This is a genomic window from Achromobacter sp. 1011811831 (genome assembly GCF_059760905.1).
In genome coordinates, this window is record NZ_JCBANG010000017.1 from 45,176 (window position 1) to 64,709 (window position 19,534).

Genomic DNA, 19,534 nt, shown 5'->3' on the forward strand with positions numbered 1-19,534 from the left:
CCCGTTGCCCGCGCGCCGCGTTCCCCATTTCTCGAGTAGGGACTTGATCCACATCAACGCGGGTTTACCCCGGCCCCCCCATCATTGAAGCCTGGAACTGTTTGTTTCTTTTAGGGGAAGGGTGATGAACGATTGCGCCGCAATCGCAAGCAAGGCCGACACCTTCAACTACAAGATCGTGAGGCAATTCGCGCTCATGACGGTAGTGTGGGCAATCGTCGGCATGGCTGTGGGCGTACTGCTCGCCGCGCAGCTGATTTGGCCTCAGTTGAACTTCGACACCGCCTGGCTGACCTATGGCCGGCTGCGTCCGCTGCACACCAACGCGGTGATTTTCGCGTTCGGCGGCAGCGCGCTGTTCACCACGTCGTACTACGTGGTCCAGCGCACCTGTCAGACCCGCCTGTTTTGCGGCCCGCTGGCCGCGTTCACCTTCTGGGGCTGGCAGATCGTCATCGTCGCCGCCGCGATCACCCTGCCGCTGGGCTACACCAGCAGCAAGGAATACGCGGAACTCGAATGGCCCATCGACATCCTGATCACGCTGGTCTGGGTGGCCTACGCCATCGTGTTCTTCGGCACCATCATCAAGCGCCGCTCCAAGCACATCTACGTGGCCAACTGGTTCTTCGGCTCGTACATCCTGACCATCGCCCTGCTGCACATCTTCAACAACATCGAAGTGCCGGTGTCGTTGTGGAAGTCGTACTCGGCCTACGCCGGGGTGCAGGACGCCATGGTGCAGTGGTGGTACGGCCATAACGCCGTGGGCTTCTTCCTGACCACCAGCTTCCTGGGCATGATGTACTACTTCGTGCCCAAGCAGGCCGGCCGTCCGATCTACTCGTACCGCCTGTCCATCGTCCACTTCTGGGCGCTGGCCTTCACGTACATGTGGGCGGGCCCGCACCATCTGCTGTACACCTCGCTGCCGGACTGGACCCAGTCGCTGGGCATGACCTTCTCGCTGATCCTGCTGGCGCCTTCGTGGGGCGGCATGATCAACGGCATCATGACGCTGCAGGGCGCCTGGTACAAGCTGCGCACCGACCCGATCCTGAAGTTCATGGTCACGGCGCTGTCGTTCTACGGCATGTCGACCTTCGAAGGCTCGATGATGTCGATCCGCACGGTCAACGCGCTGTCCCACTACACGGACTGGACCATCGGCCACGTGCACTCCGGCGCGCTGGGCTGGGTCGCCATGATCTCGTTCGGCTCGCTGTACTACCTGATCCCGCGCCTCTATGGCCGCGAGAAGATGCACAGCGTCAAGGCCATCGAACTGCACTTCTGGATCGCGACCATCGGCGTGGTGCTGTACATCGCCGCCATGTGGATCGCCGGCGTGCAGCAGGGCCTGATGTGGCGCGACACCGCTCCCGACGGCACCCTGGTCTACAGCTTCGTCGAGGAACTGAAGACGCGCGTTCCGTACTACCTGATCCGTCTGCTGGGCGGCACGCTGTTCCTGTCGGGCGTGTTCGTGATGGCGTGGAACGTCTGGATGACGGTGCGCGGCGCGACCGCGGTCAACCCCGCCATTCCCCAGGACGATCCGCAAGCCGCGCGCACGCCGGTCACCGCCGCCGCTCCGGCTACCGTTTGACGAGGACATCATGGCCAACAAGCAACACGGCTTCTTTTCCCACCAGACGCTCGAGAAGAACATCGGCTGGATGATCATCGCCAGCATCCTGGTGGTGTCCTTCGCCGGCCTGGTGCAGATCATCCCGCTGTTCTTCCAGCACAGCACCACGCAGGCGGCCGAGGGCGTCGAGCCCTACAGCCCTCTGCGCCTGATGGGCCGCGACGTCTACATCCGCGAAGGCTGCGTCGGCTGCCATTCCCAGCAGGTGCGCCTGCTGGCGGCCGAAGTGCAGCGCTACGGTTCGTACTCGCTGGCCTCGGAATCGGTGTTCGACCATCCGTTCCTGTGGGGTTCCAAGCGCACGGGTCCCGACCTGGCGCGCCTGGGCGAGCGCTATTCCGACGAGTGGCACCGCATCCACCTGCGCAACCCGCGCATGGTGGTGCCGGAGTCCAACATGCCGGCCTATCCGTGGCTGGAGAAGACCTCGATCACCGGCCAGAACGTGCAGGACCGCATGCGCGCCCTGCGCCTGCTCGGCGTGCCTTACAGCGACGAGGACATCGCCGGCGCGCCCAAGGCCATCGAGGGCAAGACGGAAGAGGACGCGCTGGTGGCCTACCTGCAAGGGCTGGGCGTGGGCGTACGCAAGGCGCAGCAGGCCAAGAAGGCCGCCGCCGCCGAGGAAGCCGCCAAGAAGGCCGTTGACGCCGCCAGGCAGCCGGCCGCCCAGCCGGCGTCGGGAGGTTGATCATGGCCTACATCAGCGCAATCGTCACCGCCATCTCGATGGCAACCTTTTTCGGCATCGTCTGGTGGGCCTGCTCGCGCGGCCGCCAGGGCGCCAACAGCGAATCGGCGATGCTGCCGTTCGCGCTGCCCGATGAATTCGGGCCGGCACAACAAGATGGAGCGAATCGGTCATGAGCGATTTCGTCAATGGCTTCTGGGGGTATTTCATCTCTGTCGTCGCCGTGGGCGGCGTGGTCTGGTGCGTGTGGCTGCTGTACACGCAGCGCCGCTGGCTCAGCACCAAGCCGGCCAACGGCCAGGTCGAGGACACCGGCCATGTCTGGGACGGCGACCTGACCGAGCTGAACAACCCGGTCCCCAGCTGGTGGACCTGGATGTACCTGCTGGCTTGCGTGTTCGCGCTGGGCTACCTGTTCTTCATGCCGGGCCTGGGCGAGTACAAGGGCTCGCTGGGCTACAGCAGCGCCGAGGAAGTGGCGCGCAACCAGGCCAAGCTGGCCGAGGCGGTGCGCCCCATCTATGCGCGTTTCGAGACCATGACCGTGCCGCAGATCGCCGCCGACCCCGGCGCGCGTGAAATCGGCCAGCGCCTGTTCCTGAACACCTGCGCGCAGTGCCACGGCTCGGACGCCAAGGGCGGCCCCAGCTTCCCCAACCTGGCCGATGGCGACTGGCTGCACGGCGGCTCTCCCGAAGCCATCATGCAGACCATCACCCAGGGCCGCGTCGGCGTGATGCCGCCGTGGAAGGGCGTGATCGATCCCAAGACCGCCGGCGATATCGCGCAGTACGTGCGCTCGCTGTCGGGCCTGACCGCCGATCCGGTGCGCGTGTTCCGCGGCAAGCGCGAGTTCGCCAACTACTGCGTGGCCTGTCACGGTGTCGACGGCAAGGGCAACCAGTCGCTGGGCGCGCCCAACCTGACGGACGAAGTCTGGCTCTACGGCAGTTCGGAAGCGACCATCGTGCAGACCATCCTGGAAGGACGCCAGAACCGCATGCCCGCGCATGAGGACGTGCTGACGCCCGACCAGATCAAGATCCTGACGGCCTGGGTATGGGGCCTGTCCAACAAGCCGGACGCCAAGCCGCAGGCGACCGAAAAGACGGCGGCCCGCTGATCGCGGACCTGTATGTGGCATAGAGCCTGGGGGAAACGGCGTTTCTCTCAGGCGACGTGGACTTGATGAGTACGGAGCAGCAAATGAAGATGACCCCCCACGCCGCGCGCACGTTGTGCGCTTGCTGCCCCCCCGAGGGGGGCGCGCTTCATCTTGGGGCGGCCCGGCGATGAAAAACGATGGGTCAACCGCAAGCGTCAGCACGCCGCCCGGCGGCGACCCGCCGCCCTGGCGGCCGCATGTGCGGCCGCCGCGTCCCGGCCAGGAAACGCTGGAACAGACCCTGGCCGGCGTGCGCAGCAAGATCTATCCGCGATCCGTCAGCGGCCTGTTCGCGCGCTGGCGCATCGCCTTCGTCTTTCTGACCCAGCTCATCTTCTACGGCCTGCCCTGGCTGCAATGGAACGGCCGACAGGCCGTGCTGTTCGACCTGGGCGCGCGCAAGTTCTACCTGTTCGGCCTGGTGCTGTGGCCGCAGGACGTGGTCTACCTGGCGGTGCTGCTGGTGATCTCGGCGCTGGCGCTGTTCCTGTTCACCGCCGTGGCCGGCCGGCTGTTCTGCGGCTACGCCTGTCCGCAGACCGTCTACACCGAGATCTTCATGTGGATCGAGCGCAAGGTCGAAGGCGACCGCGTGGCCCGCATCCGCCTGGACGAATCGCCCTGGTCCTGGCACAAGGCGCGGCTGAAGATCACGAAGCATTTCCTGTGGATCGCGCTGGCCTGGTGGACCGGCTCGACCTTCATCGGCTATTTCGCGCCCATCCGCGAACTGGGCCATGAATTGTTCAGCTTGCAGCTGGGCCCCTGGCAGTGGTTCTGGATGCTGTTCTACGGATTCGCCACCTGGGGCAACGCCGGTTTCATGCGCGAGTCGGTGTGCAAGTACATGTGCCCCTACGCCCGCTTCCAGAGCGTGATGGTGGACCCGGACACCTTCGTGGTGACCTACGACAAGCGTCGCGGCGATCCGCGAGGCGGCCGCTCGCGCAAGGTCGACCACAAGGCCGCCGGCCTGGGCGACTGCGTCGATTGCAGCCTGTGCGTGCAGGTCTGTCCGACCGGCATCGACATCCGCGAAGGGCTGCAATACATGTGCATCGGCTGCGGCGCCTGTATCGACGCCTGCGAGCAGGTGATGGACAAGATGCAGTACGAGCCGGGCCTGATCCGCTACACGTCCGAGCGCGCCATGCTGGACGGCCTGTCGACCAAGAGCGCCCGTTCGCACCTGCTGCGTCCGCGCGTGCTGGTCTACGGCACGCTGATCCTGATCCTGGTCATCGCCTTCATCACCTCGCTGGTCGTGCGCAACCCGCTGCGCGTGGACGTGATCCGCGATCGCGGCGTACTGGGCCGCGAAGTGGCCGGCGGCCTGATCGAGAACGTCTACCGCCTGCAGATCATCAACACCTCGGATTCGCCGCTGCGCCTGCGTTTGTCGGCCGAGGGCCTGCCCGGACTGGCCGTGCTGGCCGGCCAGGAAGCGTCGGACGTGGTCGAAGTCGAGGCCGCCGCCAACAAGCTGGTGCCGATGGTGATCCGCGTGCCCGTGGGCGCCGCGCCCGGCGCGCATCCGATCACCTTGCACGCCCGCGCCCAGGACGGCGAGAATCGTGGCATCGAGACCGACGAACCCGCCAGCTTCTACATTCCCAACTGAGCGCGGCATGGACCCGCGCAAGGATCAAAGGATCACGTTATGACTACCGCCACGATCGCCAAGCCCTGGTACCGCGAATTCTGGCCCTGGTTCCTGATGGCCGGCCCGTTCCTGGCGATGGTGGGCTGCTTCATCACCATCTATTTCGCCTTCACCCAGTTCAGCAACCAGCCCATCCAGGAGGAAGGGCTGGTCAAGCGCGGGCTGGTCATCGAGCAGCAGGGAGCGGGGGCCGCGCGCCAGGCGGCCGTCCAGTCCAAACCGTAAGACAAAGGAGGGGCCGCATGGGCTTGAGATCATTGATGTGGATCCTGTGGCCGTCGTTCCTGGCGGCGGCGGCGTGCAGCGCGCTGGTCTTCGCGCTGATCGACCCGCTGGACGTGGCCATATTCGGACACGTGCCCACCGGGCGCACCGGCTTCTACACCGTGTCCTTCTTCGTGCTGTGGGTGATGGCCGGGCTGTCCAGCGCGCTCACGGCCTACCTGATGCCCAGGCCGCGCGAGGACGAAGACCTGTGATCGACCCGCCGTCCGGCCTTGCGGCCGGGCGGCGTCGGGCGGATCGCGTCATTGGCCGCCAAGCGCGAACACTGCGTTCCGTCGCCGTGCACAAGCCTCTGTCCGCCGGCAGGTAAAATCCCCGCTGTTCGAAACCTTCCAACGGGGCGTCCGTGCAGCCGGTCATTTCAGTCCAGGGCTTGTCCAAGCGATATGCATCCGGGTTCCAGGCGCTCAAGGGCGTGGACCTGGAAATCCGGCGCGGAGAGATCTTCGCCCTGCTCGGGCCCAACGGCGCGGGCAAGACCACGCTGATCAGCATCATCTGCGGCATCGTCAACGCCACCGAGGGCCGGGTGCTGGCCGACGGCCACGACATCGTCGCCGAATACCGCGCGGCCCGCGCCAAGATCGGGCTGGTGCCGCAGGAAATCTCCACCGACGCCTTCGAGAGCGTCTGGAACACGGTGTCGTTCAGCCGAGGGCTGTTCGGCAAGCCGGCCAATCCCGCCCTTATCGAGAAGATCCTGCGCGACCTGTCGCTGTGGGACAAGAAGGACAACCGCATCATGGCGCTGTCCGGCGGCATGAAGCGGCGCGTCATGATCGCCAAGGCGCTGTCGCACGAGCCGCAGATCCTGTTCCTGGACGAGCCCACCGCCGGCGTGGACGTGGAGCTGCGGCGCGGCATGTGGGACATGGTGCGGCGGCTGCGCGAGAACGGCGTGACCATCATCCTGACCACGCACTACATCGAGGAAGCCCAGGAAATGGCCGACCGCGTCGGCGTGATCCGCAAGGGCGAGATCATCCTGGTCGAGGAAAAGCACGCGCTGATGGAAAAGCTGGGCAAGCGCCGGCTGGCGCTGACGCTGAAGACGCCGCTGGCGGCCGTGCCGCCCGGCCTGGAAGCCTATGAGCTGGAGTTGGCCGAGGACGGCCGCAAGCTGGTCCACACCTACGGCAAGCAGGACGGCGGCGACATCTCGCTGCTGCTGCGCGCCCTGGCCGAGCGCGGCGTCGAGTTCACCGATCTCAACACCTCCGAAAGTTCGCTCGAGGAGATCTTCGTCAGCCTGGTGCACGCGCAATCATGAACTTCCACGCCATCCTCGCCATCTACAAGTTCGAAATGGCGCGCGCCTGGCGCACGCTGATGCAGAGCGTGGCCTCGCCGGTCATCTCCACCGCGCTGTACTTCGTCGTGTTCGGCTCGGCCATCGGCTCGCACATGGTCGAGATCGACGGCGTCAGCTACGGCGCCTTCATCGTGCCTGGCATGATCATGCTGGCGCTGCTGACGCAGAGCATCGCCAACGCCTCGTTCGGCATCTACATGCCGCGCTTCACCGGCACCATCTATGAAATCCACTCGGCGCCGATCTCCTACGTGGAGATCGTGGCCGGCTACGTGGGGGCGGCGGCCAGCAAGTCCATCCTGCTGGGCCTGATCATGCTGGCCACGGCCAGGCTGTTCGTGTCCTTCGGCGTGGCGCATCCGTTCTGGATGCTGGGCTTCCTGGTGCTGACGGCGGTCACGTTCAGCCTGTTCGGCTTCATCATCGGCATCTGGGCGGACGGCTTCGAGAAGCTGCAGATCATCCCGCTGATGATCATCACGCCGCTCACCTTCCTGGGCGGCACCTTCTATTCCATCAAGATGCTGCCGCCGTTCTGGCAGACCGTCACGCTGCTGAACCCCGTGGTCTACCTGGTCAGCGGATTCCGCTGGGCGTTCTACGGGGTGGCCGATGTCAGCGTGGGCGTCAGCTTCGGCATGACGCTGGCCTTCCTGGCGCTGTGCCTGGTCTGCGTGCGCTGGATCTTCAAGACCGGCTACCGGCTCAAGACCTGAGGCGGGCAGGGCGGGATCAGGCGGCTTGCGTTCAGGCCGCCTGAGCGGAGGCCGCCTGCGCGGCGCGCGCCAGCCCGCCGTGCGCGTCCAGCAGCCGTTCGCGCCAGGCGTGGACGGCGTCGTCCGGCGCCAGCAGTTCCAGCGCGCTGGTGCAGCGCGCCCACATGAACATCCCGAACACCGCGTAGTCGGCATAGGCCGGCGCGGCGCCGGCCAGGTAGGGCTGGCGCGTCAGCGTCAGGCGCAGCGGCTGCAGGGCGGCGCGCAGCGCCTCGATCTGCGCCGCGTAGCCGGCCGGCAGCTCCTCCAGCGGGCCGAAGCGCTTCTCGCGCGTGGCGCGGAAGTAATCGCGGTCCTTCTCGTGGATCAGGGCATGGATGGACGGCAGCAGCAGCCGGGCCAGGATGGGCACCAGCGTGGCGTCGCTCCAGCTGTTGACGAACAGGCTCAGGCTGCGGCCGGCCTCGCCGCCGAACAACGAGGGGCGGTCGGGGAAGGCGTCTTCCAGGTGGCAGGCGATCCGCCAGGAATCGCTGACCGCCTGGCCGCCGTGCACCAGCACCGGCACCAGCTTCTGGCCGGAGAACGCGATCTCTTCCTTTTCCGTGAAGCGCCACGGCACCGTGGCGGCCGACAATCCCTTGTGGGCCAGGGCCATGTGGATCTTCCAGCAATGCGGGCTGAACCGCAGCGACGCGTCGGCGCCGGCCAGGTCGTACAGGGTGAGATCGGGATTCAAGGCGATGCGCTCCTTGCGATGGCGGGACGGAAACCCTGGCCCCAAGGATAGCGCGCTACGCCGATCCGCCGGCATGGGCGGATCGGCGGGACAGCTCGCTAGCGCGTCTTGCCGGACGGATTGAGCTTGGACACGCGCTGCTGCAATTGCGGATCCTGCTGCACGGCGCGGCTGATGCCGTTGAATTCATCGACGGTCAGGCCGTCGGCGCGCACCAGCTGCACCATCTTCTCGTCGGCTTCCTTGACCAGTTTCTGCTTGGCCTCGTCGGTCTTGGCCGATTCGACCTTGGGGCGATATTCGTCCACGACGCCGGAGACCTTCTGCGAGGCCGAGGCGAAGCGCTGCAACTGCTGGTCGGACGGCTGCGGCACGGCCGGCGCCTGCATCGGCGATGGCGTCTGGCTGGCTGGAGGTTGCTGCTGCGCCATGACAGGCGCGGCCAGGGCGGCGGACAGCAGGGCGGCGTACAGGAACGTGCTGGGGGATCGCTGCATGGGGACCTCCTTGTGATGCGAAAGGCGTGGCAGGCCAAAGGGGAACCCCGTCGGGGCATCCCGATGGATACGGGTCCATGATGGCAAAGCGCGCCGGCCGGCCTCAAGTTTCCCGATGTGTTTTCCTGTGTCGGCGAGCCACCGCAAGGCCGCGGCGGCTCCCAGGGCGCGCCCTGGGGCGGCGCCGGAAACGTTTTGCGCGATTTGGTAGGCGCTGCTGGCCGCCATGTTTCCTTGCGTATGCGGCCGCGCCATAATCTGGGGCCGTCCATTCCAACCGAGGCCACGCCGTCCATGAGCGCGCTGCGCATTTCCACCGACAAGTCCGAACTCGACGTCGATATGATCCACGCCTTCCTGCGTGACCAGACGCCCTGGGCGCGCGGCATTCCCCGGGATACGCTGGAGCGCGCGCTGGCCGGCTCGCGCTGCTACGGCGCCTACCTGGACGGACGCCAGGTCGCCTTCGCGCGGCTGGTGACGGACGAGGCCACCTTCGCCTATCTGTGCGACGTGTTCGTGCTGCCGGACTACCGGGGACGCGGCTATTCGCGCGCGCTGATGCGCCATGTGTTCGACGATCCGGTGGTAGCGGCGCTGCGGCGCATCGTGCTGGTCACCACCAGCGCGCATGGCGTCTACGCGCCGCTGGGCTTCACGGCGCCCGAGCATCCCGAGCGCTACATGGAACTGCATCGCCCGGACGTCTACGCCGCGTCGCCGGCCGTCCCCGGCTAGCGTGTCATGGCGGCTCGCGGCCGCCCGAAAGGCAAGGGCGCGGCGGACCGGAGGCCCTAGGCCAGCAGCATGCCCAGCAGCACCAGCGCCAGCAACACCAGATAGGCGCGGGCGTGCAGGCGGTCGGGGATGCGCGGGATCAGCGGCGCGCCCAGCCGGATGCCCACCAGCGATCCCAGCGACAGCAGGGCGAAGGCGGGCAGGTCCACATAGCCGGCCATCCACGGCGCCAGCCCGGCGGGCAGGTCGCGGGCGGCGACGACATAGGCCAGCGTGCCGGCCACGGCCACGGGCAGCGTCAGCGGATTGGCCATGGCCGCGGCCTGGGCCATCGGCAGGCCGCGCCGGCGCAGCAGCGGCACCGTCATCACGCTGCCGCCCACGCCCAGGAAGGCCGCCACCGCGCCGATTGCCAGGCCGCCGCCCGCCGTTGCCGCGCCGCCCAGAGGGCGCGGCTGGCCGCCGCCGTCATGCGCCAGGAAGCCCTGGCGCAGCAGGCAGTCGGCCAGCGTGATGGCCAGGTAGGCGATGAAGGCCAGGCGCACCAGCCCGCCGTCGATCCGCATCGCCGCCAGCGCGCCCAGCGCCGCGCCCACGGCGATGTAGCCGGCCAGCGGCCAGACATAGGCGCGCAGGATATTGCCGGCCTTCTGGTGGCGCCGGGTGGCGGCCGCGGCGTTCACGATCATGACGCAGGTGGACGTGGCCACCGCGATGTGCATGGCGGCCAGCGCGGCCGGATCGTCGGCCGCGTGTCCGGCCCGCAGGGCGGCATACAGCACCGGCACGGCGACGAAGCCGCCGCCGAAGCCGAACAGCACGGTGGTGACGCCGCTGAGGACGCCGAACAGGGCCAGGACCAGATACAACATGCCGCGATTCCTGCGAAGAATGATGATGGGATCACGATAGCGGCGCCCGCCCTGGCCGGCTTTCGAAATGAAGACAGTAATATTCGAGTTTCAGCCAACTCCCGAATCAGCGCCCGTGGCTGCCCGCAGCGGGCAGTCTGGAGGACGCCCGCATGCGTAATACCCATATCGACCTGCATGACGCCCTGGATCGCGCGCTCGTCGCCATCGGCAACGACTATCCGGCCGGACACCTGCTGGACGCGCACGCGCACCGGCGCGCGCAGCTGCTGTACGGCGCCACCGGGGTCATGCTGGTGCTGAGCGGGGATGGCGGCTGGGTGGTGCCGCCGCAGCGCGCCGTCTGGATCCCGGCCGGCGTCACGCACCAGGTGCGGATGCTGGGCGTCAGCACGCGCAGCGCCTACATCGAGCCGGGCGCGGCGCGCGCGGACGCGCGGGCCTGCGAAGTGGTGGAGGTGTCGCCGCTGTTGCGCCAGCTGCTGCTGGCGGCTGTGGACATGCCGGCGCAGTACGACAGGGAAGGGCGCGACGGCGCGCTGGCCCGGCTGCTGCTGCACGAGGTGGACCGCGCGCCGGCGCTGCCGCTGCACATCCCGCTGCCGCGCGACGCGCGGCTGGGGGCGCTGTGCCAGGCCTTCATGGCGGCGCCGGACATCCGCTCGCGGCCGCAGGACTGGGCCGAGCGGCTGCACATGAGCCCGCGCAGCTTCAGCCGCCATTTCCGCGAGCACACCGGCATGTCCTACGCCCAATGGCGCCAGCGCGCCTGCGTGGTGCTGGCGCTGGCGCGGCTGGCGGCGGGCGATCCGGTCACCGTCATCGCCCTGGATTTCGGCTACCAGGGCCCGGCCGCGTTCTCGACCATGTTCAAACGAGTGCTGGGCGCCGCGCCCTCAGCCTATCTGCGCACCGACTAGGACCCTCCATAGCAAGCTTCAGCGGGATGCCGCGGAGCCGGCTTTGCCGGTCCGCAGGCATGCCCCCTTGAGGGGGAAGCGCGCAAGCGCTTCGGGGGTGGGCTTCACCCTTCGGTCCGCAGGCATGCCCCCCTGGGGGGAAGCGCGTGAGCGCTTCGGGGGGATGTCAACCCTTGGCATACCAGAGGACGGCGAAGAAATGGCAGGCGGTGCCGGCCAGCACGAACAGATGCCAGATGAAATGCGCGTAGCGCCAGCGCGAATCGAACACGAAGAAGACCACGCCGCCGGTGTAGGCCAGGCCGCCGGCCACCAGCCACCACAGCCCGCCCTCGGGCACGCGCTCGATCAGCGGGTTCACGGCGATCAGCACCAGCCAGCCCATGGCCAGGTACAGCCCGGTGGAAATGGCGGGCCGGTTCAGCCGCTTGCTGGCCTTCAGCCCCACGCCCAGCAGGGCCAGGCCCCAGACCAGGCCGAACAGCGTCCAGCCCCAGGGTCCGCGCAGCGCGCCCAGCGCGAAGGGCGTGTAGGTGCCGGCGATCAGAAGGTAGATGGCCGAGTGGTCCAGCACGTTGAACAGGCGCTTGGCGCGGTTCAGCGGCAGGGCGTGGTAGATGGTGGACGCCAGGTACAGCAGCACCATGGTGGCCGCGAAGATGGCCGCGCCTGCGATGAAGGCGGCGTCGCCCTGGCGGGTGGCGGCGATGATCAGGATGGGGGCGGCGGCCACCGCGCAGGCGGCGCCCAGGCCGTGGCTGATGGCGTTGGCGATTTCTTCGCCCAGGGTCTGGGGGCGGTCGTTGGGGAACATGCGGCGGAGCGTCCGTGACGGAATGTGGGGAATCGGGGGTTCCACCTTAGGCGTTTTGAGGCGGCGGCTCAAGCGCGGCCTCCTGTAATGGCGGCGCGTGTTCCATCGGCTTGATTTTCGGCAAGCGGGGCCGTCGGTTACGTTTCGGATATGGGTTCCACGCGGTTACTGTGTGATACATTTGATCCGCACAAATAATCGGCCCGGACAGGCGCCCGGCGCCGCTGCTGGCCGATTTTTCCGTTTCCGGCGGCGGCGCGCTCGGCGTCCGCTCAATCAAACGCTATTGCATGTTCCGGGGGGCACCTATGATTCCTGTCATCGGCATTATGGTTGGGGCTTACATCGTCACGCGCATGACCGCGATGCTGACCCGGCCGGACACCAACAAGATCGTCAAGGCGCTCTCCATCGTCACCATCGCGATCGCCCTGCTGTCCTGTCTGGAGCTGTTCACCAGCGGCGCCGCGATGTCGGCCCGGGCGGGCCGTTACTGAGCACACGCAGCAAATCCGGCGTCCGTCGCCCGGCGGACGAGGCAGTCGGCGGGCCGCGCAGCTGCGGCCAGGTGGTATCGGGACGTCGTCTTGGGGCAAGCAAGGTTCTACTGGCCGAGGCCTGACAATGGCGCGCAGTTTTTCCACTCTTTTTTTCAAGGCCGCGAAGAAGCTCGGCAGGATCCAGCGCGCGGCCTTGAGCCTGGCCGTGCCCGGCGCATCCGGCAAGCGCGCCGCCGCGTCGCGCCGGGCGGCGGCCAGGCGCAGCGCCAATGCCTCGCGCGACGGCGCCTCGCCCTCGCTGGGCCTGGGCCGCTGGGAGGCATCGCGCCAGTTCACCGACGGCCTCGGCCGGCGTCTCGCGTTCGCCCGCTACATTCCGCCCGGCGTGCCGCGCCAGGGCATGCCACTGGTGGTCATGCTGCATGGTTGCCGGCAGACCGCGCTGTCGTTCGCGCAGGGCTCGCGCATGAACCAGTGGGCCGACGCGGCCGGCTTCATGGTGCTGTACCCGCAGCAGTCCATGGCCCGGCAGGTGCAGCGCTGCTGGCGCTGGTTCCAGCCCGATGCGCTGCACGGCGGCGGCGAGGCCGACCTGATCGCCGCGCTGGTCCGCTCGGAAGTGGGGCGCCATGGCCTGGATCCGACACGCGTGTATATCGCCGGGCTGTCGGCGGGCGCCGGCATGGCGGCCCTGGTGGCGCTGCGGCATCCGCAGCTGGTGGCGGCGCTGGCCATGCATTCCGGCCCGGTGACGGGCGACGCGCACAGCGCCGCCGCGGGCCTGCAGACCATGCGCCGAGGCGCGCTCAAGCCCCTGCGTCCGTTGCTGGAAAGCGTGGCCAATCCGGCCGCGCTGCGCCTGGGCATGCCGGCCATCATCCTGCAGGGCCAGCTCGATCCCGCCGTGGCGCCGCGCAACGCGCGCCAGCTGTTCGACCAGTTCCGCCTGCTCAACGGCCTGCATCCCCAGGACATTCCGGTCGAGCGCGTGCTGGGTCTGGGCACCGACAAGTCCTATCGCCGGGTCGACATGCTGAAGGACCGCCGCGCCGTGGTGCGCCTGTGCGAGATCACGCATGTCGAACATGCCTGGAGCGGCGGCGATCCGGCCGTGAGATACCACAGCCGGGGCGGGCCGGACGCATCGGCGCTGATCTGGCGCTTCTTCCAGGCGCAGCGCCGTGGCGCGCCGGCGGCCCTGTAGCCGCGAGCGGCGCAAACGGCTATTGTTCGCGGATCGGGAACGGCGATGCTCAGGCCGGGCGCGGGCCAGGTCGGCGCGGGCGGCGGCAAGATCGCGGCATTCCCGAGGCCCCGCCGCCGCCGTCGCGGCGGGCGGTCGCAAGCATACTGTTGGAACGTTCCGTCATGTCCCTGTCCCTCTACCAGGCTTCGGTGCCTGTCTTCGTCCGCGGCCTGAATGTGCTGGCCGCGCTGCTGGAAAAGGCCGAATCGCATGCCCGCGAAGCCGGCATCGATCCCGCCGAACTCGTCAACGCCCGGCTGGCGCCGGACATGTACCCCTTGTCGGGCCAGATCCAGCGCGCCAGCGACGCGTCCAAGTTCGCCGCGCAGCGTCTGTCGCGGATCGAGGCGCCGAAGTTTCCCGACGAGGAAACCACGCTGGCGCAGCTGCGCCAGCGCGTGGCCGACACCATCGCCTATCTGCAGGGCCTGGCGCCGCAGGCCTTCGACGGCGCCGAAAGCCGCAAGGTCACGCTGTCGTTCGGCGATTTCAAGCCCGAGTTCCAGGGCGACGCCTATCTGCTGAGCTTCGCGCTGCCGAACTTCTATTTTCACGTCACCACCGCCTACGGCATCCTGCGCAACCAGGGCGTGAAGATCGGCAAGCTGGATTTCCTCGGGCCGTATCCGGGGACGAGCGCGGCCTGACCTCGTACCGAGGTGTACGCGGGGCCGCGCTCGCGGGCGCGGCATCCTGTCGCGGCGGCCGGCGGGCCACGGCGGCCCGCCAGCGCGACCGCTATTTCGGGGCGCCGCAGCCGCCCATCTTTTCCATGTTCTGGCGGATTTCCTCCGGCGTGAGGTCGAGCTTGTGCGTGGCCATGGACCAGCGGTGGCCGAACGGATCCACCAGCTGGCCGTAGCGGTCGCCCCAGAACATGTCGGCCACCGGCATGGTGACCTGGGCGCCGGCGTCCACGGCCTGCTTCATGGCCGCGTCCACATCCTTGACATACAGGTGCAGGTAGACCGGCGAGCCCTTGAGCGCCTTGGGCCCCAGGCTGCCCCATTGCGGGAAGTCGTCGCACAGCATGACGGTGGAGTCGCCGATGCGCAGCATGGCGTGCATCAGCTTGCCGTCGGCGCCGGGCAGGCGCGCCAGCTCCTCGGCGTTGAAGGCCTTCTTGTAGAAGGCGATGGCGTCGGACGCGCCTTCGCAGACCAGATGCGGGGTCAGCGTGTGCATGCCGGGGGGAATTGCGTGGGTGGCGGGGGTGGACATGGGGTTGCTCCAGGGACAAGGGCGCCGGCCGGGATCTTCGGACGGACAGGGTGTTTGGTTGGGAAGGCCGGTGACGCAGACCCCGTTCGGGTGGGCGGGTGTCGTTCAGCTTCCGATCATGGACGTGAAGCCGCCCCAGCACATGCGCTTGGGATCGAAGATGCCCTCGCATTCCATGTTGGCCAGACGCGGGTCGCTCATGGCCAGCGCGTTGATGCGGTCGCGCTCGGCCTTGCTGGCGAACAGGATCCAGGCGAACACCACGGTTTCGTCGGGACCCGCGCCGGCTGCCTTGGTGAAGGAGGCGAAGGCTTCGTTGTCCAGTTCGTCGCCGCGGCTTTCGCGGTAGTCCAGCGCGCCGTGTTCCAGCCATACGGTGCGCGCCAGCCCGGCCATTTTCTTGTACGCCGGCAGCTCGGCCGTTGCTACGCTCAGCAGGTAACCGTCTATGTACTTTTCCATCGATGACTCCATTGCAGGGTGTTGTTCTACGCGGTGCGGCGCCCGCGCGCCGCGGGTTCCGCCGTCCGGACATCGAGCCGGTGAGAAACACTTTATCGGGATCCGCGCGCGCTTCCGATAGGCGATTGCGACAATCTTGCGGGTGGATTGCGACAGGCTTCCGGCGTATTCTTTACCGGGTAAAAACAGGTGCGCCGGATACCACGCGGCGCGCAGCGGACGCCGCGCGCCGCCGCCAGAAAACAGGACGATTCCGCCATGAAAAACGTCGCTTTCCTGCTGCCCACGGGCGCGAACATCGCTTCCCTGGAGACCGCCAGGCAGGGCTTCCTGGTGGCCAACGAATACCTGGCGGCGCAAGGGCGTCCGCCAGGGTTCAGCGTGCGCACGCTGGCCGTCACGCGCGAGGTCCGGCTCGATGACGGCCGCATCACGGTCCAGGCCGACGCTGTGCTGGACGAGGCCGGCGCCGTCGACATCTGCATCGCGCCGCCCCTGCTGGGCTCGGTGTCGGACGTGGTGCTGAACAACCGCGCGCTGATCGAATGGCTGGCGCGCCACCACCGGGGCGGCGGCGAGGTCGCCAGCCTGTGCATGGGCGCGGCGCTGCTGGCGGCGGGCGGCCTGCTCGACGGGCAGGAGGCGGTGGTGCACTGGGCCGCGCAAGGCATGTACGCGCAGCTGTTTCCCGAGGTGCAGTGGGTCAGCGACCGCGTGGTCATGGCCGGCGAAGGCATCTACACCAGCGGCGGGGCTTTTTCGGCCGCGCACCTGGTGCTGCACCTGATCGAGCGCTATGCCGACCGCGACACCGCCATCTGGTGCGCCAAGTATTTCCAGCTGGACTGGAGCCGGCAGAGCCAGCTGCCCTTCGCCGTGTTCATGGGGCAGAAGGCGCATGCCGACCAGGCGGTGCGCGCGGTGCAGGAATACATCGAGGGCCGCTATACCGAGAAGATCACGGTCGAGGCGCTGGCCGACCGCCACGCGATGGGACGGCGCACGCTGGAGCGGCGCTTCCGCCAGGCCACCGGCAACAGCATCGTCGAATACGTGCAGCGGGTGCGCGTCGAGGCGGCCAAGAAGCGGCTGGAAAACTCGCGCAAGAGCGTGTCCGAGGTCATGTACGAGGTCGGCTACAACGACACCAAGGCGTTCCGCGACATCTTCAGCAAGTACTGCGGCATGTCGCCGGTGGGCTATCGCGAACGCTACCAGTAGCGCCGCCGCGCCGGCGGGCCGGCCTACACAAGGCATACATAATCCGCACAGTTCTTCACACTGCGGCAAACCGGGCTTTCTACAATTTCCGCGCTTCCCGCGGGTTGCGCGCGTCCGCAAGCAGGCGGATCGCGCGGGCGGGAGCGCATCCGCGTCGAACTCTCGGAGAACCGCTTGGATTCCTTCCTCGTATCGGCCCATGGCCGGCCGGCGCCGGTGGCGCGCGTCGGCATGCGCGCACGCCTGGCTGGCGCGTCGTTGTGCGCAGTCCTGGCCTGCGCCGGTGGCGGCGCGGCGGCCGCGCCCGGCAAGGTGCTTGAATCGCAGCAACGCTACGCGCCCACGGCCGCCCAGCTGGCGCTGGTGGAGCAGTATCGCGGCGCGCCGCTGGAGGACTTTTCCGAAGCGGTGTTCGATGCCGGCAAGACCGACATGCCGTACCGGCTGCTGGCGCCGGCCCGGCCGGTGGCCGGCGAGCGCTACCCGCTGGTGGTCTTCTTTCACAGCTCCGGCGGCATCGGCGACGACAACCTCAAGCCCATGACGGCCTTCACGCGCCTGTGGGCTGCGCCCGATGTGCGGCGCAGCTTTCCGGCCTATGCGGTGGTGCCGCAGACGCGCGACCGCAGCGCCAACTACATCAATGACACGCATGGCCTGCGCGTATCCCAGCCGGGGGCGCCGCTGGCCGACGTGCTGGCGCTGGTGGATGAGCTGATGCGCAGCCACCCGATCGACCCGGCCCGCGTCTACGCGCTGGGCTTTTCGATGGGCGCGTCCGCCGCGATGGACGCCGCCGTGGCCCGGCCCGGCCTGTTCGCCGCGATGGTGGCGCTGTCGGGCGTGCCGCCCGAGCGCAGCCTGGCGCGTTCCGTGGCGCATGTGCCGACCTGGCTTGTCCACGGCGACTACGACCAGGAGAATGCCTATGTCGGCACCCAGGTCTGGGCCGAGGAACTGGCCGCCGCCGGCGGGCGGCCCCGGTTCATCACCTATGTCGGCATGGACCATCGCGTGCCGCCGCAGCTGTTCACCGACGGCGCCTGGCGCCAGTGGCTGTTCGAGCAGCGCAAGCCGCGCTAGCGCGGCGACCCGCGCGGGCGGCGGGCCAGAAACCGTCGTCCGCATGGCGCGCCGCCAGGTAGCGCAGGATCACGCCCGTCTCCCATATTGGAAGAGGTCCGGCGGTCCCAGATTTTCAGCATTGCGTGGGTTTCTTGCGTGCCGTCCTGCGCTTGATCGCGCGCGGGGCGCGGCGCGCCCGAGCCGTGGGACAATACCGCATTCCCGACGGACCCAGTGATCCACGATTCCCATGTCCAAGACGCTCCCGCTCTTTCAGGTCGACGCCTTTTCCGCAGCGCCGTTCGGCGGCAACCCCGCCGCCGTCGTGCCGCTGGAAGCCTGGCTGCCCGACGCCGCGTTGCAGCGCATCGCCGCGGAGAACAATCTGTCCGAAACCGCCTATGTGGTGCGCGAGCAGGACGGCTACGGCCTGCGCTGGTTCACGCCCACGGTCGAGGTGGACCTGTGCGGCCATGCCACGCTGGCCACGGCGTGGGTGCTGTTCGAGCAACTGGGCGCGGCCGACGAAACGCTGCGCTTCCAGACCCGCAGCGGCGAGCTGCGGGTGCGGCGCGGCGGCGACGGCTGGCTGCAAATGGATTTCCCGGCCAAGCGGCCCGAGGCCGCGACCTTGCCCGACGGGTTGCTGCGTGCGCTGGGCCTGACGCGCGCCAAGGCCTTCCTGCGCACCGATGATTACCTGGTGGTGATCGACGACGAAGCGCTGATCGACGGCCTGGCGCCGGATTTTGCCGCGCTGGCGGCCTTTGACACGCGCGGCGTGGCGGTCACCGCGCCGTCGTCGCGCTTTGATTTCGTGTCGCGCTGGTTCGGTCCGCGCGTGGGGGTGAACGAGGATCCGGTCACCGGATCCGCGCATACCTCGCTGGCGCCATACTGGGCCGAGCGCCTGGGCAAGCGCGCGCTACGCGCGCAACAGGGCGGGGCGCGCAAGGGCGAGCTGCGCTGCGCCGTGGGCGAGGATGGCCGCGTCGTCATCAGCGGCCAGGCTGCGCTCTATCTGCGTGGCGAGATCTACGCGTGAACGGCGCGGCGATGAACAGCTACGCGTGGATCCGCGACCAATTCCTCCGTTTCGGCGACTTGCGCCCGCAAGGCGCGGGCGAGTGGCGCGGCCCGTTTCCGTTGCCGCCGGCGCTGGCCGAGTTCTACGCCGAAGTCGGGCCGCTGGGCCGCACGGTCTATGAGCACGTCGGCCCGGTGGGCGTGACCATTCCCGGCACGGCTCTGGGTTTCGCGCCGCTGGCGAAGCTGTGGGTCCGGCAGGCCGGCTACCGCTGGGATGGCAACAGCGGCGAGCGGCTGGCGGACTGGCCCGAGGACTGGCTGGTCATCGCCGACCAGCACGCCGATCCGCTGATCCTGGAAATGTCCACCGGCCGCGTCCTGTACGCGCTGCATGGCGCGGGCAGCTGGGATGCGCAGTTGCTGGCGCCCGACCTGCGCACGCTGGCCGCCGCGCTGGCGGCCGTGGGCGGCGCCCACGAAGACGCCGGCGACGATCTGTGCGACGACGAGGGCGAGCTGCGGCCCAGGCACCGCGATGCCGCCGTCCGGGCCGCCGCCGCCGCGCTGGGCGGCGACGAGGCCGCCCGCGCCTTCTTCGACCGGCTGGAATGGTGAGCCCGGCCGCCATCAGCTTGAGGCTATGGCGGCATCAGCAGTCCGAATGGCGCGGCCGCGCCGTCTCTCTAGAATAGCGATCCAGGCGCGCAGGACACGGCGAACGCAAGCC

General features: G+C 68.4%; 24 protein-coding genes. 18 read left to right on the forward strand and 6 right to left on the reverse strand.

Translation table 11 applies throughout. The annotated features are described in order from the left end of the window. The first annotated feature begins 124 nt into the window (after nt 1–124). The 9 genes from ccoN (at nt 125) to AC6LJ9_RS09395 (ending at nt 7,483) form a co-directional block, all read left to right on the forward strand. A complete protein-coding gene (gene ccoN / locus AC6LJ9_RS09355) occupies nt 125–1,609 on the forward strand; it encodes a cytochrome-c oxidase, cbb3-type subunit I (RefSeq protein ID WP_498147347.1) in 1,485 nt (494 codons plus the stop codon). A gap of 10 nt (nt 1,610–1,619) precedes the next feature. Then, the gene (ccoO, locus tag AC6LJ9_RS09360) at nt 1,620–2,342 is read left to right on the forward strand and encodes a cytochrome-c oxidase, cbb3-type subunit II (RefSeq protein WP_212313799.1); all 723 of its coding nucleotides are present in this window, start codon (nt 1,620–1,622) and stop codon (nt 2,340–2,342) included. After that, nucleotides 2,342–2,518: a CcoQ/FixQ family Cbb3-type cytochrome c oxidase assembly chaperone gene (locus AC6LJ9_RS09365; RefSeq protein ID WP_212313878.1), complete on the forward strand. Its 177-nt coding sequence runs from the start codon at nt 2,342–2,344 to the stop codon at nt 2,516–2,518. Before ccoO ends, AC6LJ9_RS09365 begins: the two co-directional genes overlap by 1 nt. After that, a complete protein-coding gene (gene ccoP / locus AC6LJ9_RS09370) occupies nt 2,515–3,465 on the forward strand; it encodes a cytochrome-c oxidase, cbb3-type subunit III (RefSeq protein ID WP_498147348.1) in 951 nt (316 codons plus the stop codon). Before AC6LJ9_RS09365 ends, ccoP begins: the two co-directional genes overlap by 4 nt. 169 nt (nt 3,466–3,634) lie before the next feature. Then, a complete protein-coding gene (gene ccoG / locus AC6LJ9_RS09375; protein ID WP_498147349.1) occupies nt 3,635–5,128 on the forward strand; it encodes a cytochrome c oxidase accessory protein CcoG in 1,494 nt (497 codons plus the stop codon). A 39-nt stretch (nt 5,129–5,167) separates the two neighbouring features. Continuing rightward, nucleotides 5,168–5,395, forward strand: coding sequence for a FixH family protein (locus AC6LJ9_RS09380; RefSeq protein ID WP_212313804.1), 228 nt, complete (start codon nt 5,168–5,170; stop codon nt 5,393–5,395). Between the two features lie 17 nt (nt 5,396–5,412). Then, a complete protein-coding gene (locus tag AC6LJ9_RS09385; protein WP_498147350.1) occupies nt 5,413–5,649 on the forward strand; it encodes a hypothetical protein in 237 nt (78 codons plus the stop codon). A gap of 152 nt (nt 5,650–5,801) precedes the next feature. Then, entirely contained in the window at nt 5,802–6,725 is a 924-nt protein-coding gene (locus tag AC6LJ9_RS09390) for an ABC transporter ATP-binding protein (protein WP_212313813.1), read from the forward strand. Continuing rightward, the gene (locus AC6LJ9_RS09395; protein ID WP_498147351.1) at nt 6,722–7,483 is read left to right on the forward strand and encodes an ABC transporter permease; all 762 of its coding nucleotides are present in this window, start codon (nt 6,722–6,724) and stop codon (nt 7,481–7,483) included. Before AC6LJ9_RS09390 ends, AC6LJ9_RS09395 begins: the two co-directional genes overlap by 4 nt. A gap of 31 nt (nt 7,484–7,514) precedes the next feature. Here the strand turns inward: AC6LJ9_RS09395 and AC6LJ9_RS09400 are convergent, their stop codons facing one another. Both AC6LJ9_RS09400 and AC6LJ9_RS09405 read right to left on the reverse strand, forming a co-directional pair. Next, nucleotides 7,515–8,222, reverse strand: a complete 708-nt coding sequence (locus AC6LJ9_RS09400; RefSeq protein WP_498147352.1) for a glutathione S-transferase family protein — start codon at nt 8,220–8,222, stop codon at nt 7,515–7,517. A gap of 98 nt (nt 8,223–8,320) precedes the next feature. Further along, nucleotides 8,321–8,719, reverse strand: a complete 399-nt coding sequence (locus AC6LJ9_RS09405) for a DUF4168 domain-containing protein (protein WP_498147353.1) — start codon at nt 8,717–8,719, stop codon at nt 8,321–8,323. Nucleotides 8,720–9,013: 294 nt separating this feature from the next. Between AC6LJ9_RS09405 and AC6LJ9_RS09410 the strand changes: the two genes are divergently transcribed. Then, entirely contained in the window at nt 9,014–9,457 is a 444-nt protein-coding gene (locus tag AC6LJ9_RS09410) for a GNAT family N-acetyltransferase (protein ID WP_498147354.1), read from the forward strand. 56 nt (nt 9,458–9,513) lie between these two features. On the opposite strand, the gene AC6LJ9_RS09415 is transcribed toward AC6LJ9_RS09410, so the two are convergent. Further along, nucleotides 9,514–10,329 carry a sulfite exporter TauE/SafE family protein gene (locus AC6LJ9_RS09415; protein ID WP_498147355.1) on the reverse strand — a complete coding sequence of 272 codons (816 nt, stop codon included), beginning with the start codon at nt 10,327–10,329 and terminating at the stop codon, nt 9,514–9,516. Nucleotides 10,330–10,481: 152 nt separating this feature from the next. Here AC6LJ9_RS09415 and AC6LJ9_RS09420 point away from each other — a divergent pair, with 152 nt between their 5' ends. Next, nucleotides 10,482–11,249, forward strand: a complete 768-nt coding sequence (locus AC6LJ9_RS09420) for an AraC family transcriptional regulator (RefSeq protein WP_498147356.1) — start codon at nt 10,482–10,484, stop codon at nt 11,247–11,249. A 166-nt stretch (nt 11,250–11,415) separates the two neighbouring features. On the opposite strand, the gene trhA is transcribed toward AC6LJ9_RS09420, so the two are convergent. Beyond that, nucleotides 11,416–12,063, reverse strand: a complete 648-nt coding sequence (gene trhA, locus AC6LJ9_RS09425) for a PAQR family membrane homeostasis protein TrhA (protein ID WP_498147357.1) — start codon at nt 12,061–12,063, stop codon at nt 11,416–11,418. 308 nt (nt 12,064–12,371) lie between these two features. Here trhA and AC6LJ9_RS09430 point away from each other — a divergent pair, with 308 nt between their 5' ends. The 3 genes from AC6LJ9_RS09430 to AC6LJ9_RS09440 all read left to right on the forward strand — a co-directional run bounded on the left by AC6LJ9_RS09430 (nt 12,372) and on the right by AC6LJ9_RS09440 (nt 14,456). Beyond that, on the forward strand, nt 12,372–12,560 hold the full coding sequence (locus AC6LJ9_RS09430) for a hypothetical protein (RefSeq protein WP_103273731.1): 189 nt from the start codon (nt 12,372–12,374) through the stop codon (nt 12,558–12,560). Nucleotides 12,561–12,687: 127 nt separating this feature from the next. Continuing rightward, the gene (locus AC6LJ9_RS09435) at nt 12,688–13,767 is read left to right on the forward strand and encodes an extracellular catalytic domain type 1 short-chain-length polyhydroxyalkanoate depolymerase (RefSeq protein WP_212313840.1); all 1,080 of its coding nucleotides are present in this window, start codon (nt 12,688–12,690) and stop codon (nt 13,765–13,767) included. 164 nt (nt 13,768–13,931) lie between these two features. After that, nucleotides 13,932–14,456: a DUF1993 domain-containing protein gene (locus tag AC6LJ9_RS09440; protein ID WP_498147358.1), complete on the forward strand. Its 525-nt coding sequence runs from the start codon at nt 13,932–13,934 to the stop codon at nt 14,454–14,456. Between the two features lie 91 nt (nt 14,457–14,547). On the opposite strand, the gene AC6LJ9_RS09445 is transcribed toward AC6LJ9_RS09440, so the two are convergent. Further along, the gene (locus AC6LJ9_RS09445) at nt 14,548–15,030 is read right to left on the reverse strand and encodes a VOC family protein (protein WP_212313844.1); all 483 of its coding nucleotides are present in this window, start codon (nt 15,028–15,030) and stop codon (nt 14,548–14,550) included. Nucleotides 15,031–15,135: 105 nt separating this feature from the next. Further along, entirely contained in the window at nt 15,136–15,492 is a 357-nt protein-coding gene (locus tag AC6LJ9_RS09450; protein WP_212313846.1) for a DUF1428 domain-containing protein, read from the reverse strand. 258 nt (nt 15,493–15,750) lie between these two features. Here AC6LJ9_RS09450 and AC6LJ9_RS09455 point away from each other — a divergent pair, with 258 nt between their 5' ends. The 4 genes from AC6LJ9_RS09455 (at nt 15,751) to AC6LJ9_RS09470 (ending at nt 19,422) form a co-directional block, all read left to right on the forward strand. Then, complete coding sequence (locus AC6LJ9_RS09455) at nt 15,751–16,713, forward strand: GlxA family transcriptional regulator (RefSeq protein WP_103273736.1); 963 nt, start codon at nt 15,751–15,753, stop codon at nt 16,711–16,713. 174 nt (nt 16,714–16,887) lie between these two features. Then, on the forward strand, nt 16,888–17,796 hold the full coding sequence (locus AC6LJ9_RS09460) for a carboxylesterase family protein (protein ID WP_498147359.1): 909 nt from the start codon (nt 16,888–16,890) through the stop codon (nt 17,794–17,796). Nucleotides 17,797–18,028: 232 nt separating this feature from the next. After that, the gene (locus AC6LJ9_RS09465; RefSeq protein WP_498147360.1) at nt 18,029–18,823 is read left to right on the forward strand and encodes a PhzF family phenazine biosynthesis protein; all 795 of its coding nucleotides are present in this window, start codon (nt 18,029–18,031) and stop codon (nt 18,821–18,823) included. A gap of 11 nt (nt 18,824–18,834) precedes the next feature. Next, on the forward strand, nt 18,835–19,422 hold the full coding sequence (locus AC6LJ9_RS09470; protein WP_498147361.1) for a hypothetical protein: 588 nt from the start codon (nt 18,835–18,837) through the stop codon (nt 19,420–19,422). The last annotated feature ends 112 nt before the right edge of the window (nt 19,423–19,534 follow it).